16 protein-coding genes and 2 tRNA genes are annotated in these 14,899 nt (G+C 67.0%); 5 read left to right on the top strand and 13 right to left on the bottom strand.

Going from position 1 to position 14,899, the window contains the following annotated elements; all coding sequences use genetic code 11:
• Nucleotides 1-35: 35 nt before the first annotated feature.
• The 8 genes from AB3X98_RS06810 to fdxA form a co-directional block, all read right to left on the bottom strand.
• Nucleotides 36-797, bottom strand: coding sequence for a DUF4088 family protein (locus AB3X98_RS06810; protein ID WP_254354957.1), 762 nt, complete (start codon nucleotides 795-797; stop codon nucleotides 36-38).
• A 134-nt stretch (nucleotides 798-931) separates the two neighbouring features.
• Nucleotides 932-1,255 (bottom strand): AzlD domain-containing protein, encoded by a 324-nt coding sequence (locus tag AB3X98_RS06805; protein WP_069262594.1) that lies wholly within the window; start codon nucleotides 1,253-1,255, stop codon nucleotides 932-934.
• Nucleotides 1,252-1,971 (bottom strand): AzlC family ABC transporter permease, encoded by a 720-nt coding sequence (locus AB3X98_RS06800; RefSeq protein ID WP_256094564.1) that lies wholly within the window; start codon nucleotides 1,969-1,971, stop codon nucleotides 1,252-1,254. The genes AB3X98_RS06805 and AB3X98_RS06800 overlap by 4 nt, the downstream gene beginning before the upstream one ends.
• Nucleotides 1,972-2,118: 147 nt before the next feature.
• Nucleotides 2,119-3,021, bottom strand: a complete 903-nt coding sequence (locus tag AB3X98_RS06795) for an AraC family transcriptional regulator (protein ID WP_368605506.1) — start codon at nucleotides 3,019-3,021, stop codon at nucleotides 2,119-2,121.
• A gap of 28 nt (nucleotides 3,022-3,049) precedes the next feature.
• Nucleotides 3,050-3,541, bottom strand: a complete 492-nt coding sequence (locus tag AB3X98_RS06790; protein WP_368605505.1) for a CreA family protein — start codon at nucleotides 3,539-3,541, stop codon at nucleotides 3,050-3,052.
• A 108-nt stretch (nucleotides 3,542-3,649) separates the two neighbouring features.
• Nucleotides 3,650-3,725: transfer RNA gene (locus AB3X98_RS06785), tRNA-Asn, on the bottom strand.
• A gap of 79 nt (nucleotides 3,726-3,804) precedes the next feature.
• Nucleotides 3,805-3,880 (bottom strand) — tRNA-Asn (locus AB3X98_RS06780).
• Between the two features lie 139 nt (nucleotides 3,881-4,019).
• Nucleotides 4,020-4,343, bottom strand: coding sequence for a ferredoxin FdxA (fdxA, locus tag AB3X98_RS06775; protein ID WP_368605504.1), 324 nt, complete (start codon nucleotides 4,341-4,343; stop codon nucleotides 4,020-4,022).
• A 326-nt stretch (nucleotides 4,344-4,669) separates the two neighbouring features.
• Between fdxA and pncB the strand changes: the two genes are divergently transcribed.
• The 5 genes from pncB (at nucleotide 4,670) to AB3X98_RS06750 (ending at nucleotide 10,686) form a co-directional block, all read left to right on the top strand.
• Nucleotides 4,670-5,881 (top strand): nicotinate phosphoribosyltransferase, encoded by a 1,212-nt coding sequence (gene pncB, locus AB3X98_RS06770; RefSeq protein WP_342945432.1) that lies wholly within the window; start codon nucleotides 4,670-4,672, stop codon nucleotides 5,879-5,881.
• Nucleotides 5,882-5,967: 86 nt separating this feature from the next.
• Nucleotides 5,968-6,630 carry a lactate utilization protein C gene (locus AB3X98_RS06765; RefSeq protein WP_368605503.1) on the top strand — a complete coding sequence of 221 codons (663 nt, stop codon included), beginning with the start codon at nucleotides 5,968-5,970 and terminating at the stop codon, nucleotides 6,628-6,630.
• A complete protein-coding gene (locus tag AB3X98_RS06760) occupies nucleotides 6,620-8,056 on the top strand; it encodes a sodium:proton antiporter (protein ID WP_368605502.1) in 1,437 nt (478 codons plus the stop codon). The genes AB3X98_RS06765 and AB3X98_RS06760 overlap by 11 nt, the downstream gene beginning before the upstream one ends.
• A gap of 105 nt (nucleotides 8,057-8,161) precedes the next feature.
• The gene (locus AB3X98_RS06755; protein ID WP_069262588.1) at nucleotides 8,162-9,151 is read left to right on the top strand and encodes a D-glycerate dehydrogenase; all 990 of its coding nucleotides are present in this window, start codon (nucleotides 8,162-8,164) and stop codon (nucleotides 9,149-9,151) included.
• Nucleotides 9,148-10,686: a DNA recombination protein RmuC gene (locus AB3X98_RS06750; protein WP_368605501.1), complete on the top strand. Its 1,539-nt coding sequence runs from the start codon at nucleotides 9,148-9,150 to the stop codon at nucleotides 10,684-10,686. Before AB3X98_RS06755 ends, AB3X98_RS06750 begins: the two co-directional genes overlap by 4 nt.
• An 80-nt stretch (nucleotides 10,687-10,766) precedes the next feature.
• Here AB3X98_RS06750 and AB3X98_RS06745 read toward each other — a convergent pair whose 3' ends face one another.
• The 5 genes from AB3X98_RS06745 to moaA form a co-directional block, all read right to left on the bottom strand.
• Complete coding sequence (locus AB3X98_RS06745; protein ID WP_368605500.1) at nucleotides 10,767-11,264, bottom strand: N-acetyltransferase family protein; 498 nt, start codon at nucleotides 11,262-11,264, stop codon at nucleotides 10,767-10,769.
• A complete protein-coding gene (locus AB3X98_RS06740; RefSeq protein ID WP_028206699.1) occupies nucleotides 11,264-11,539 on the bottom strand; it encodes a hypothetical protein in 276 nt (91 codons plus the stop codon). Before AB3X98_RS06740 ends, AB3X98_RS06745 begins: the two co-directional genes overlap by 1 nt.
• A gap of 67 nt (nucleotides 11,540-11,606) precedes the next feature.
• Entirely contained in the window at nucleotides 11,607-12,911 is a 1,305-nt protein-coding gene (gene glp, locus AB3X98_RS06735; protein ID WP_368605499.1) for a gephyrin-like molybdotransferase Glp, read from the bottom strand.
• Between the two features lie 107 nt (nucleotides 12,912-13,018).
• The gene (gene mobA / locus AB3X98_RS06730) at nucleotides 13,019-13,651 is read right to left on the bottom strand and encodes a molybdenum cofactor guanylyltransferase MobA (protein ID WP_342945437.1); all 633 of its coding nucleotides are present in this window, start codon (nucleotides 13,649-13,651) and stop codon (nucleotides 13,019-13,021) included.
• Between the two features lie 7 nt (nucleotides 13,652-13,658).
• On the bottom strand, nucleotides 13,659-14,780 hold the full coding sequence (gene moaA, locus AB3X98_RS06725; RefSeq protein WP_368605498.1) for a GTP 3',8-cyclase MoaA: 1,122 nt from the start codon (nucleotides 14,778-14,780) through the stop codon (nucleotides 13,659-13,661).
• Nucleotides 14,781-14,899 lie beyond the last annotated feature (119 nt).

The raw sequence follows: 14,899 nt of genomic DNA, 5'->3' as shown, positions 1-14,899 counted from the left end.
GGGCGCGCGCCGTTTTCAGGCGCGCGCGCCAGCGCTTAGCGCCGCTGCTCGCGTGCCGTGCTGCGCTGCGGCGGCATGAAGAAGTTGCGCATCCACGCGGCGAGGCGCGTGAACACATCGTCGGGCTCCTCGACGAAAATCTCGGGCTTGAGCAGGCGCAGATACTCCATGATCTGTTGCGCTTCCTGCTTCTGGAACACGCCATGCGTCACGCCGAGCCTCAGCAGCCCGCGCAGCTCGCCCAGACGCTCGCGCGCCGCACTGCCGCTCGCCTGTTCACAGCCGATCTTCGCTTCGTACACACGCTGACGCAACGACTCGGTGAGGCGCCACGCGGGCGTCTGCATCGACTCTTCGAGGGCCTGGATGTCCTGCACGCCCGACTTGATCTGCGCCGCCAGCGGGTCGACCAGCGTGTCGTCGCCCTGTGCTTCGCTCACGATGGCCGCCGCCCAGTCGCGGCACTGCTTCGAGAGTTCGTCGGGCGTCCACTCGGGCCGCGACGCGAAGCCGAAACCGAATTCGCCTGCCTGACGCATCAGGATCGAGACGACCTCGGGGAATTCCTTGTCGAGCGTGCGCTTGGCCCACGCGTACTGGCCGCCTTGCAGGAGCCGCTGGACGGCGTGCTCCGTGAGCGGCGTCATGTTGTCGAGCAGCTTCGCGCGCAGGTAGTCCTCGAATTCCGGCGTGGCGAATTGCGGGTCGAGTTTGAGCGAGACGCGCAGGAACGCGTCGAAATCCTTGCGCAGCGACGCAAGCGTTTCGTCCTTCAGGTTAAGGGTGATATGCCCCATTGTGGTTGCCCCGGTGTAATCCTTGTCGCTTCTTGCGTGCTCTCGCCGTTCGAGCAGTGGCCTGCCAGAGCAGGCCCTGACGGGTTTAACGGCGCTCCGGGGTGAAACTTGAGCGTAAGGGGCGACGCTTGCCTCTAGCGCAGGACAACGCCTTGCCAGAGGAAGAACACGCCGAGCCCGATCGCGATGGTGAGGAGCGGGCGCTTCGTGAGCGCGCTGACGACGATCGCCGCGAGCGCGCCGACGAGTTGCGGGTTGCGCCAGGTCAGCTCGGCGCCCTGACCGTGGGGCGAGACCGCCATCGGCACGATGATCGCCGTGAGCACGGTGACGGGCACGAAGCCGAGCGCGGTGCGCACGAGCGGCGGGAATACCAGCCGGTCGCCGAGCACGAACACCGCAGTGCGAATGACCAGGGTGATCAGGGCCATGCCGAGAATCAGGACGACGTAGTTCATTGCCCGGCTCCTGCGGTGCGTTGGACGTTGGGGGACTTGCGGGAGGACTCGCTGCCGGCGCGGGCGCCGCGCGACGAACCTGGCCGTGAGAGCACGACACCCACGACCACGCCCGCGAGCACGGCGCCGAGCAGCCCGAGCTTGTACGGCCAGCCCTGCCAGAAAAAGGCGAGCGCGCCCGCCGTCGCGGCGGCGGCGAGGTAACGCAAGGCAACCAGCTGTGGCACGACGATGGCGATGAAGGTCGCGACCATCGCGAAGTCGAGGCCGAGCGACTGCAGACCCGGGAACGCCGCGCCAAACAGCAGGCCGGCCGCGGTCCAGAGTTGCCAGTTCAGGTACATCGAGAGGCCCGAGCCGAGGAAATGCCACGGCGAGACGTCGTCGCCGGGCGGATGGCGGCGCAAATGCGCCCACGCGACGGCGAAGACCTCATCGGTGAGCAGGCTGCCGAGCACGAGCCGCCAGCGTAGCGGCAGGTGCGAGATATAGGGCGCGAGCGTCGCGCTATAGAGCACGTGGCGCAGGTTCACGATGAACGTGGTGGCCCAAATCACCGCGAAGCTCGCGTGCGAAGCGATCAGCCCGAGCGCGATGAACTGCGCGGAGCCGGCGAACACGGCGAGCGACATGAACTGGCCGTGCCAGAGCGAAAGCGGGCCCGAGGTGACGAGCGTGCCGAAGATCACGCCGAAGGGTGCGGCGCCGATCATCATGGGGATCGTGTCGCGCGCGCCGGCGATGAATTCGGCAAGGCGGTTGGGATGCGTGGTCAAACTGTCCTCCTGATACAAGGGGACAGCATAGCGGGCCGCCTTACGCGTGGCTTGTACGTTCTTGCGGCCGGATGCGGGTTGGCGCGTTCAGGACGACTGCCAGCGCCCCGGCGGCACGCCGAACATGCGCCGAAAGTGTCGCGTGAAATGGCTCTGGTCGGTGAAACCGCTCGCGGCGGCGACCTCGGCAACCGTAGCGCCTTCGCGCAGCGGGGCGAGGGCGCGCTGCAGGCGCAACTGGGTGCGCCAGGCGTGCGGCGGCAGCCCGGTTGCCTGCGTGAAGAGCCGCGTGGCGTGAAACGGCGAGAGGCCGACCGCCTGGGCGAGATCGGCCACGCGCAGCGGCGTGGCGAGATCGGCGGCAAGGAGCGCCTTCATCGTTTCCACGCGGGGATCGTTCGGGCCGTGTTTGAGCGCCGCCTCGCGCGTGCGGCCGTAGCGCGTGAGCAGCGTCGAGAGTGCGTCGAGCAGCGAGCCTTCCACGGCGAGCAGATCGGCACAAGGCGCCGAAGGCGATGCCGGACTGGCGCTCGCGCCGGGTTCGGGCACGGCTGCGCCGCGCCGCCAGTCCGCGTCGGCTTCCAGCAGCCGGTGGGCGCGCGAGAGCCGGTGCGCGAGATCGAGATCGTGGATCACCTCGGCGTCGAACCACGGCAGCGGCTGCGTGCGCCCGGCGATTTCGCCGGCGAGCTCGTGCAGGAAGTCGATCGGCACATACATCACCCGATAGCTCCAGCCTTCTTCGACGGCGCGTGAACCCGTATGCAGCTCCCCCGGATTGATCACCGGCACGCTGCCCGTTGCGGCGACATGCTGCGTGCCGCGATAGCGAAAGCATTCCGCGCCGCCCTCGATCACGGGGATCGTGTAGGCCTCGTGCCAGTGCGGCGCGAACGTATGTTGGTTGTATTCGGCCGTGACGAGATCCGCGCCGGGCAGAAGCGGCGTGCGCCAGTAGCGGGCGGAATCTCGAAAACGGGAACCGGTCATGGTGAAGGATCCTGCACGGATCCCCAGTTTAGCGCAGCGGAATCGTCGTGCCCGTGGGCACCGGCACGGCCGTGACGCTGTTCTTGGCGCTGCCGCTCACCACGCGGTCGCTGTAGGTCAGATACACGAGCGCGTTGCGCTTCGCGTCGACCACGCGCACGACGTGCAGCGTCTTGAAGAGGAACGACATGCGCTCGTTGAAGACGTCGTCTTGCTGTTTGAGCGGACCTGCGAAGGAGATCGGCCCGACCTGCCGGCACGCGATCGATGCCTCGGTCGGATCTTCCGCAATGCCGAGCGTGCCCTTCACGCCGCCCGTGCGTGCGCGGGAGACGTAGCAGGTCACGCCTGGCACCTGCGGATCGTCGTAGGCCTCGACGACGACTTTGTCCGAGCCGGTCACGCGGAAGTTGGTGTTCACACTGCCGATCTGTTCGGCGTGGGCGGCGGCGCAGGCGACGAGGCTCGCGCAGGCGAGCAGCGGGCGCGCGAGGCAAGCGCAGAGGCGGGTGGATTTCATGCGGATTCCCGAAGATGACGAAGCGACATTATCGGGGAGGGTAGCGCGCGCCACGCGCGCAGCAAAAGAAAAAGGGGTTGCGTGCAACCACGCAACCCCTCGATATTTTGGCTCCCCGACCTGGGCTCGAACCAGGGACCTACGGATTAACAGTCCGGCGCTCTACCGACTGAGCTATCGGGGACCAGCAGTACAGCGACAACACTTTACGTCATAAAAAAGCCCGTTTTGCGTTGTGAACGCCAACGGGCTTTTGCGAATCTTGGCTCCCCGACCTGGGCTCGAACCAGGGACCTACGGATTAACAGTCCGGCGCTCTACCGACTGAGCTATCGGGGATCAACAAAAGCAGAGAACGAGATTCTATGGGGTCTGGCTGGGCCTGTCAATACCCTGTCGCGATCTGTTTAGGGCAATCCGCTGCGCGAGGGACTGTCCGTGTAAGCGACAGCGGCGGGGAGATACCCCGAACAAGCGATCAGCGTGCGAGCAGCGCGAGCTTGTCCTTCACGTCCTTGAATTCGTCGGCTTCCGGCAGCGGGGCCTTGGTCTTCGTGATGCTCGGCCAGCCCTTCGCGAGGTCGGCGTTCAGCTCGATGAACGATTGCTGGTCGCTAGGCACGTCTTCCTCGGCGTAGATGGCGTTCACCGGGCACTCGGCAACGCACACGGCGCAGTCGATGCACTCGTCCGGGTCGATCGCGAGGAAGTTGGGACCTTCGCGAAAGCAGTCCACCGGGCACACATCGACGCAGTCGGTATAGCGGCACTTGATGCAGCTCTCGGTCACAACGTGAGTCATTCAGGCAGCTCCTGCAAGCTTTTTGTATCGGGGGATGGCGGTTCGCCAAAAGCGCTATTGTAACTGATGAGGAATTACCCCAACCACAGGCCCGCGACCGTCCTTAGATCGTTTCGTGATTAGTTTATAAGGCCGGGCGATCCGCAGCGTTTTATCCCTTGCGCGCGAGGGGCCGTGCCGGCGGGCACGCGGCGCGCGCGGGCATTCGGGTAACATGGACGCACCGCTGGCGTCTGCCGCCCGGAACCGCTGCGGGACATCTGCCCGGCAGCATGTCCGGTTCCCGCTTCGCGGGCGCTATCCGATTGCAGTCCGGCCGGCCCATCATGATCATTACTTCGCTGCTCGATACCGATCTCTACAAATTCACCATGATGCAGGTGGTGCTGCATCATTTCCCCGCGGCCAATGTGGAATACCGCTTCCGCTGCCGCACGCCGAACGTCGATCTCGTGCCTTACGTCGACGAGATCCGCAGCGAGATCCAGAAGCTGTGCAGGCTACGCTTCGCCGAGACCGAGCTCGACTACCTGCGCAAGATGCGCTTCATCAAGAGCGACTTCATCGACTTTCTCGCGCTCTTTCACCTCAACGAAAAGTACATCTCGGTCACGCCGTCGCCCAAGGCCAATGGCGAGATCGACATCGCGATCCAGGGGCCGTGGCTGCACACGATCCTCTTCGAGATCCCGGTGCTCGCCATCGTCAACGAGGTGTACTTCCGCAACACGCAGCATCATCCGCAGTACGAGGAGGGGCGCGAGCGCCTGCGCCACAAGATCGAGCTACTTGGCGCGAAGCCCGAATTCGCCGACTGCAAGATCGCCGACTACGGTACGCGCCGCCGCTTCTCGAAGCGCTGGCACGAGGAGGTGATCCTCACGCTCAAGGCCGATCTCGGCGAGCAGTTCACGGGCACGAGCAACGTCTACTACGCGATGAAGCACAACCTCACGCCGCTCGGCACGATGGCGCATGAGTACCTGCAGGCGTGCCAGGCGCTCGGGCCGCGTCTGCGCGACTCGCAGATCTTCGGCTTCGAGATGTGGGCGAAGGAATACCGCGGCGACCTGGGCATTGCGCTCTCGGACGTCTACGGCATGCAGGCGTTCCTGCGCGACTTCGACATGTACTTCTGCAAGCTCTTCGACGGCGCGCGGCACGACTCGGGGGATCCGTTCGAGTGGGGCGAGCGCCTGCTCAAGCACTACGAGGACAATCGCTGCGATCCGCGCACGAAGACGATGATCTTCTCGGACGCGCTCGACATTCCGAAGGTGCTGCGCCTGTACGAGCGTTTCGGCGACCGCTGCCGCCTCGCGTTCGGCGTGGGCACGAACCTCACCAACGACCTGGGTTACCAGCCGCTGCAGATCGTCATCAAGATGGTCCGCTGCAACGGCCAGCCCGTCGCCAAGCTTTCCGATTCGCCGGGCAAGAACATGTGCGACGACAAGGCATATCTCGCCTATCTGCGCCAGGTGTTCGGCATCGAGCAGCCCGTAGAGGAAGAGTGCGGGGGGCAACCAGGCGTGTGAAAAACGCCGCACGCTTGACCCGCAGATCGCAGGCGACGCCCCGGTATAATCGGCGCGTCGCCTTTCTTCATCTGACGAGGACGTTCATGGACACGACGGCCGCCCGCCGCAGCATACTCGCGCGCATTCGCGCGGCGCAGGGACGCGAGGCCACGCCCGCGGCGGATGAGCGGGAAGCCGTGGCCGACTACCTCGCGCTACATCCCGAGGGTCCGCGCCCGCCGCTGGAAGGCGATCTCGTTGCGCGCTTCGTCGGCGAGGCGCGCAAGATGTCGAGCACCGTCGACGAAATCCAGCAACTCGCCGATGTGCCCGCCGCCGCGCAACGCTATCTCGCTGAGCGCAGCCTGCCGATGCAGGCCGTCGCGTGGCAGACGCTCGACACGCTCGACTGGGCCGGCGCCGGTCTCGCCGTGCAATTGCGCAAGCCCGAAGATCGCGATCTCGTCGGCCTCACGGGCTGCTTTTGCGCCACCGCTGAAACCGGCACGCTGGTCCTGCTCTCCAGCCCCCAGACGTGGGCCTCGGGCGCGCTGCTGCCCGAAACGCACATCGCCGTCGTGCCCGCTTCGCGCATCGTCGCGGGCCACGAGGACGCCTTCGCGCTCATGCGCGCCGAACGCGGTGAGCTGCCGCGCGCGGTCAACTTCGTTTCGGGGCCTTCGCGCACCGGCGACATCGAGCAGACCATCATTCTTGGGGCACACGGGCCGTATCGCGTGCATGTGATCGTCGTGCATGGCGCGTAAGCGCAACACGGCAAGCGCTTGCGCGGGGACGCTCTGCGCGGCGCTGACGCTCTACAGCACGAGCGCACACGCGGCGGCCTTCGACGGCGCATCGCTCGGCGCCGCGTGGGCGCTGCCGTTCGCCGGCATGCTGCTGTCGATCGCGTTCTTCCCGATGTTCGCGGCCACGTTCTGGCATCACCACTTCGGCAAGGTTTCGGCGGCCTGGGCGCTCGCGTTCCTGCTGCCGTTCGCGGCCACGCATGGTGTCGGCGTGACGTATCCGCTGTTCGTGCACGCCGTCGTCGACGAATATCTGCCCTTCATCGTGTTGCTCGGCGCGCTCTATACGATCGCGGGCGGCATCTGCGTGTACGGGAATCTGCGCGGCTCGCCGCGCATGAACACGGAGATCCTCGCGCTCGGCACCGTGCTCGCGAGCGTGATGGGCACGACCGGCGCGGCGATGCTGCTGATCCGCCCGCTCCTGCGCGCGAACGACAACCGCCGGCACAACGTGCACGTGGTCGTGTTCTTCATCTTTCTCGTCGCGAATGCGGGCGGCCTGCTCACGCCGCTCGGCGATCCGCCGCTGTTCCTCGGTTTTCTCAACGGCGTGGGATTCTTCTGGACTGCGCAGCATCTCGCGCTGCCGATGCTGTTCGTGTGCGGCGTGCTGCTTGTGGTGTTCTACGCGCTCGATAGCTGGTACTTTCGCCGCGCCGGGGAAGTGCACGCCGCTGCGCTCGACGCGACGCCGGACACAGACGCGCTCTCCATCGGCGGCAAGGCGAATTTCGTGTTGCTCGCGCTACTCGTCGTGCTCGTGCTGATGAGCGGCGTGTGGCGTCCCGGTATCGTTTTCGAGGTCGCGGGCGCGCACCTGCAGTTGCAGAATCTCGTGCGCGATGCGGGACTCGTTGCGCTCGCACTCATTTCGCTCGTGTTCACGTCGAAAGCAGCGCGCGCCGACAACGGTTTCGAATGGGCGCCGATCGTCGAGGTGGCCAAACTCTTCGCGGGCATTTTCGTGACGATCACGCCGGTCATCGCGATGTTGCGCGCGGGCGAGGCGGGCGCGTTCGCGGCGCTGATCCGGTTTGTGAGCGACGCGCCAGGCCGCCCCAACGAAGCGATGTACTTCTGGGCGACGGGGCTCCTCTCGTCGTTTCTCGACAACGCGCCCACCTACCTCGTGTTCTTCAATCTCGCGGGCGGCGACGCCAACGCGCTCATGTCCGGCGGCGCGAAAACGCTCGCCGCGATCTCGGCAGGCGCAGTGTGGATGGGCGCGCTCACCTATATCGGCAACGCGCCGAACTTCATGGTGAAGGCGATTGCGCAGTCGCGCGGCGTGCGCATGCCGGGCTTCTTCGGCTATCTTGGCTGGTCGGGCGTGCTGCTCGCGCCGGTGTTTCTCGCGGCCACCTGGCTCTTTTTCGTCTAGCGGCAAGGCGTTTGCGAGCCGGACTGCGAAAAGCGCGCGAGACTTCCCTGAGCGCCCCGTCACGCGCAACAATGACGGACATCGACTGAAGTGTGGAGAGCAACGATGCAAAAGATTCTCGTGGCGCGCCCGATCTTTCCCGACGTGATCGATCGGCTCAAGCAGTATTTCGACGTGGACTGGAACAACGGCGAGGCGCTTTCGCCCGAGGCGCTGCACCAGCGTCTCGCCGACAAGGACGGCGCGCTCACCGCGGGCGACCCGATCGGCGCCGCAACGCTCGCCGCGGCGCCGCGCCTGCGCGTGGTGTCGAACATGGCCGTGGGCTACAACAACTTCGACATGGCCGCCTTCAACGCGGCCAACGTGCTCGGCACCAACACGCCGGACGTGCTCAACGAAACCACGGCCGACTTCGGCTGGGCGCTGATGATGGCGGCCGCGCGCCGCGTGACGGAATCGGAGCACTTCCTGCGCGCGGGCAAGTGGGACAAGTGGTCGTTCGACGCGTTCCTCGGTTCGGACATTTTCGGCGCCACGCTCGGCGTGATCGGCATGGGCCGTATCGGCCAGGCGCTCGCGCGTCGTGCGCGCGGCTTCGACATGCGCGTGGTGTATCACAACCGTTCGCGCGTCGCGGCTGAGATCGAGCGCGAGCTGAATGCCGAATATCTGTCGAAGGAAGACCTGCTCAGGCAGGCCGACCACGTCGTGCTCGTGCTGCCCTATACGGCGCAAAACCATCACACGATCGGCGCAGCCGAACTCGCGCTGATGAAACCCACGGCGACGCTCACCAACATCGCGCGCGGCGGCATCGTCGACGACGCGGCGCTCGCACACGCGCTGCGCACGCGCCAGATCGCGGCGGCGGGCCTCGACGTGTTCGAGGGCGAGCCGCGCGTGCATCCGGCGTTGCTCGAAGTGGAGAACGTCGTGCTCACGCCGCACATCGCGAGTGCGAGCGAAGCCACGCGCCGCGCGATGGCGAACCTCGCCGCCGACAACCTCATCGCGGCGCTCGGCGAGGGACCGCGCGCCGGCCAGCCGCCCAATCCGATCAACCCCGCTGTGCTGGGGCAAGCCCGTAAATGAGTCCGCTCGCAGTCATGTCGCTGGCGATCGTCGCGCTGGCGATCGCATTCGTCGTGACGCTCGTGGCGTTGCTGCGCGCGCGTCAAGGCCATGGCGATGGCGACGCCGAGGTCACGCTCGACGCACTCGATCAACTGAGCGACCGCCTCGCCGCGTCGACCGACACGCAGGCGCGCGCGGCCGAGCGCATCGAGCGCGAGCTGCGCAATGAGATCGCGCGCACGGCGCAGAGCTCGCGCAGCGAGTTCGGCGGCGGCTTCGCGCAGGTGCAGCAGGCGCTGGCGGCGCAGCTCGGCAGCATCGCGACCGTGCAGAACAGCCAGATCGACGGTTTCGCCCAGCAGCTCGCCAAACTCACCGCCGCCAATACGCAGCAGCTCGATGCCGTGCGCCAGAGTCTGCATCAGCAAGCCCAGCAGGCGCGTGACGAGCAGGGCGCCGCGCTGCGCCACTTCGGCGCGCTGCTCACGCAGCAGCTCGGGCAACTCACCGAAGTCAACGACCGCCGCTTCGCCGAAGTGCGCGCGACGCTCGAACAGCGCCTCAAGGACATCGAAGCGAACAACGCGGCGAAGCTCGAGGAAATGCGCCGCACGGTCGACGAGAAGCTGCACGCCACGCTCGAACAGCGCCTTGGCGAATCGTTCAAGCTCGTTTCCGATCGGCTGGAGCAGGTGCATCGCGGGCTTGGCGAGATGCAGACGCTGGCCGCGGGCGTGGGCGACCTGAAGAAGGTGCTCACCAATGTGAAGACGCGCGGCACCTGGGGCGAAGTGCAGCTCGAAGCGCTGCTCGAACAGATGCTCACGCCCGACCAGTACGCGAAGAACGTCGCGACGGTGCCGAAGAGCACGGAGCGCGTGGAATTCGCGATTCGCCTGCCCGGACGCGGCGCGGGCGGCGCGGAACAAGGCGAGCCGGTCTGGCTGCCGATCGACGCCAAATTCCCGCGCGAGGACTACGAGCGTCTCATCGATGCGCAGGAGCGCGCGGACGTGCTCGCGATCGAGGAGGCCGGGCGCGCGCTCGAACTGCGCATCCGCGCGGAGGCGCGCACCATCGCCGAGAAGTACGTCGCGCCCCCGCACACGACCGATTTCGCGCTGCTGTTCCTGCCGACCGAAGGCCTTTACGCCGAAATCCTGCGCCGCCCGGGCTTGACCGATGTCCTGCAGCGCGACTACCGCGTGAGCGTGGCGGGTCCGACCACGCTCACGGCACTTCTCAACAGCCTGCAGATGGGCTTTCGCACGCTCGCGATCGAGCGCCGCTCGAGCGAGGTGTGGCAGGTGCTGGGCGCGGTGAAGACGGAGTTCGGCAAGTTCGGCGACGTGCTCGCGCGCACCAAGACGCAGCTCGAAACGGTCACGCGTTCCATCGAGGCGGCGGAGGTGCGCACGCGTGCGATGAACCGCAAGCTGCGCGACGTCGAGGCGCTGCCGGGCGAGGCCGCCGCGAATCTCCTCGGCGACGCGCTCCGTAATGGCAACGGCAACGGCGACGCAGAAAGCGAAACGGGCTTCGGCGACGAGTGACCGCAACCCGCGCGCCAAAAGACAACGGGCCGCCCGATTCAGGCGGCCCGTTTGCATTCGAGCGTGTGCGGTGCGTTGGCTTAACCGATCATCGTTTCACCAGCTGCGGCGAGCTTTTCGAGCGCATCGCCGGTCATGCGCACGACGCGCCAGTCGGGCAGCACGGTCGCGCCGAGCTTTTCATAGAAGCCGATGGCCGGCGTGTTCCAATCGAGCACGGTCCACTCGAAGCGGGCGCAGCCGCGTTCGAGGGCGATCGCCGCGAGCGCGCGCAGCATCGCGGTGCCGAGGCCGGTGCCGCGCTGCGACGGCTGCACGTAGAGGTCTTCGAGATAAAGGCCGCGGCGGCTCAGGAACGTCGAGTAGTTGTGAAAGAAGAGCGCGTAGCCGACGATGCGGCCGGCGTCTTCCGCCACCAGCGCTTCAGCGGCCGGGCGCGTGCCGAACAGGGCGTCGGCGAGGCCATCGGCCGTGCCCGTGAACAGATGCGTGAGCTTTTCGAACTCCGCGAGCTCGTACATCAGCGCGTGCATCGCGCCGACGTCGGCGGCCGTGGCGGCGCGGATCGTCGCGGCCATCACGCTTCCTCGGGCACGTCGGAAAGATGGATCTCGATGCCGCCGAAGCGCGAGGCCACCCAGTTGTAGGCGTGGCAGGCGATCCACAGCAGGATGAAGCCGACGATCGCGTTGAGCAGCAGCGCGCTGAAGATGGTCGAGAGTTCGACCGCGCCATAGCGCACGAACGCCACGAGCACGCCAAGCAGCACGATCGGCACGCTGAAGGTCAGGTACACGAGGATGAGCGCCTTGGCGGTCTGGCCCGCAGCGATGAACGAGATCTGTTTTTTCATAGTAGTCGGTCCGTTATGCAGGTGTGGACGTGTGGTTGGTTTTGATGACCTCTCGGGCGCCGCCGCGCTAGACGAGTCCATCGAACAGCATGATGTCGACCGCGTCGCCGGCATCGAGATCGCCGGCTTCATGGGCGAGCACGATGAAGCAGTTCGCCTCGCTCATCGTGCTGAGCGCGCCCGAGCTTTGCGAGCCGGTCGGCGCGACGCGCCACTGGCCGCTGGCGTCGCGGCGCGCGAGGCCGCGCTGGAATTCGGTGCGGCCTGCGCGCTTTTTGATCGGCTGATCGCTCAATGCCGGCACGAGCGGGACGGGCTGCGCTTGCGCGCCCGCCATCGCCAAGAGAGCGGGGCGCACGATCTGGTAGAACGAGACCATCGTCGCGACCGGGTTGCCGGGCAGCCCGAACAGGAGCGCCGCGCGGCCCGCGCCCGGGCGTCCGCCCGACCAGATGCGGCCGAACGCAAGCGGGCGGCCGGGACGCATGGCGAGGCCCCAGAACGAGACGTCGCCGAGCGTTTGCAACTGGGTGCGCGTGAAATCGGCTTCGCCGACCGAGACGCCGCCGGAGGTTAGCACGACATCGGCGGATTCGGCAGCGAGTTTCAGCGTGGCGGCCAGCGCCGCGGGGTCGTCGCGCACGACGCCCAGATCGATCGCCTCGACGTTCAGGCGCTGCAGCATCGCGCCGAGCGCGTAGCGGTTGCTGTCGTAGATGCAGCCCGCTTCGAGCGGCTCGCCTGGCGAGCGCAGTTCGTCGCCGGTCGAGAAGTAGGCCACGCGCAGGCGCTGCTTCACGTGCGCCTCGATGAGGCCAAGCGACGCCAGCAAGCCAATGTCGGACGCGCGCAGCACGCGGCCGGCCGCGAGCGCCGCGCCGCCGCGCGCGAGGTCCTCGCCCTTACGGCGCGCGTTCGCGCCGCGTTTGACGGCGTTTGCTTCGAAAGTGACGACGTCGCCCTGCACAGACACATGCTCTTGCGGCACGACGGTGTCGCAGTTCGCGGGCATCGGCGCGCCGGTCATGATGCGCACGCACGCACCCGCGGCAACGTCGCCCGGGTAAGCGTGACCGGCGAAGGCCTTGCCGCATACGGCGAGCGAGAGGGCGCCGGAGATGTCGGCCAGGGCCGCGCCATCGAACGCGTAGCCGTCCATCGCGGCGTTGTCGTGCGCGGGAACGTCGATGGGCGAAATCACGTCTTGGGCCAGCACACGCGCGAGCGCTTCACGCAGCGGCACGCGTTCGCTCGCCGCAAGCGGCGTCGCCCACTGCAGCACGATGGCCTGGGCGGCGCTGACGGGCAAAGCTTGCGGATCGTACTGGCTGATGCAGCCGGCGCTGCCGGAGGGATGGTTAAGCGTGGTCATCGAGTGAGGAAGCGTCGCATCCGCACGGCGTGTGCGGCGATCGTCCAGGCGGGCGTGCCGGCCGTGTGCCGGGGACGGCGGCCGACCGGGCGGCGCCCGATTGCAATTCAGGCGCGTTCGAGTTCGGCCAGTTCCTGTAAGGAATTGATATTGTAAAACGCACGTTCGTCGGCAAAGGCGACTTCGGTGGCCGTGTGGCGCGCGTACCACGCACGCACCTTGCGCTCGCCGGCGGCGAGGAAGGCGGCAAGGTCGTCGGCGAGCGAGGTGCGTACGAGCGCGAATACCGGGTGCAGCGAGACCACGCCTTCGGCATTCGTCGTGGTCGCGGTCACGATGTCGGCGCGCGCCGAGAGCGCGGCGTGGCCCAGGCGCTCGGCGAGATCGGCCGGCAGCCAGGGCGAGTCGCAGGGCGCCGTGAGGAGCCATTCGGTTTGCGCCGCACGCAGTCCCGCGAGGAGCCCCGCGAGCGGGCCCGGGAAGTCGGGCAGCGTATCGGCGAGCACGCTCGCTCGCCATGGTGCGCCGAGCGCCGCATAAGCATCACCGTTGCGGTTCGCGCTGATCGAGAGGGCGCCGACCTGCGGCGCGAGGCGCGTGAGCACGTGCGCGGCAAGCGGTTTGCCGTGCAGCATCTGCAAGCCCTTGTCCGCGCCGCCCATACGCTGGCCGCGGCCGCCCGCGAGCACGAGGCCCGTGATCGATGCCGTGGAAATGGGGTTGGCGCTCGTCGGCGTCATGGGCTGCTCAGCCGCCGATATAGGACATTTCGATGCGGCGCTCGTCGGAGGCCGCCGGCGCCTGCGCGCTGCCCCGCAGCTGCGAATAGCGGTCGGCGCGGCCTTCCCATACCTGCGCGATGGCGCCGGAGATTGCCGTGTCGGTGGCGCCGTTGCGCAACAGCGCGCGCAGGTCGTAACCCATCGAGGCGAAGAGGCACAGGTACAGCTTGCCCTCGGTCGAAAGGCGCGCGCGCGTGCAGTCGCCGCAGAACGCGCGCGTCACGCTGGAGATCGCGCCGATTTCGCCCGCGCCATCTGCGTAGCCCCAGCGCTGCGCCGTTTCGGCGGCGTTGTGGGGCTCCAGCGGCACGAGCGGCCAGTGCTCGGAAATGCGCGCGACGACTTCCGCCGACGGCAGCACTTCGGCCATGTTCCAGCCGTTCGAGGTGCCCACGTCCATGTACTCGATGAAGCGCAGCGTCACATCCGTGCCGCGGAAATGCCGTGCAAGCGGCACGATCTCGCCGTCGTTCGTGCCGCGCTTGACGACCATGTTGACCTTGATCGGCGCGAGACCCACGGCTTGTGCCGCCGCAATGCCGTCGAGCACGTCGGCCACCGCGAAGTCGGCGTCGTTCATGCGGCGAAAGAGGGCGTCGTCGAGGGCGTCCAGGCTCACCGTCACGCGTGTGAGGCCCGCGTCACGCAGCGCGCGCGCCTTGCGGGCAAGCAGCGAGCCATTGGTGGTGAGCGTGATATCGAGCGGTTCGCCTGCGGGCGTACGCAGCGCGGCGAGCCGCTCGATCAGGAATTCGATGTTCTTGCGCAGCAGCGGCTCACCACCCGTGAGGCGGATCTTGGTGACGCCATGCGCGACGAAAAGCCGCGCGAGCCGCTCGATTTCTTCGAGCGAAAGCAGCGCGGAATGGGGCAAAAACGGGTAATCCTTGTCGAACACGGCTCGCGGCATGCAGTACACGCAGCGGAAATTACAGCGGTCCGTGACCGAGATGCGAAGGTCGCGCAGGGGTCTGGCGAGCGCGTCGAAGACCGCGCCAGAAGGCGCGCGCACGGCTTCTGCGGCCGTCCGGGGCAATTCGGGCGGCAGCGATCGAACGTCGGCAACAGGGATGATGCGTCGTGTCATGGTCTCTTCGTTCTCGCGTTAGTTCGATTTTAGCCGAACCAGGACCTGCCTTCAGACAAGGGAGAACGCTGATATATCAAAAAAAGCCCGCCGGGAGGGGCGGGCTTTTCGGGGTGCGC

Source organism: Paraburkholderia sp. BR14312, assembly GCF_040948675.1.
Classification (GTDB): Bacteria; Pseudomonadota; Gammaproteobacteria; order Burkholderiales; family Burkholderiaceae; genus Paraburkholderia; species Paraburkholderia nodosa_A.
Note: the sequence above shows the minus strand (reverse complement) of the source record. Positions and strands in the feature narration are given on the sequence as shown.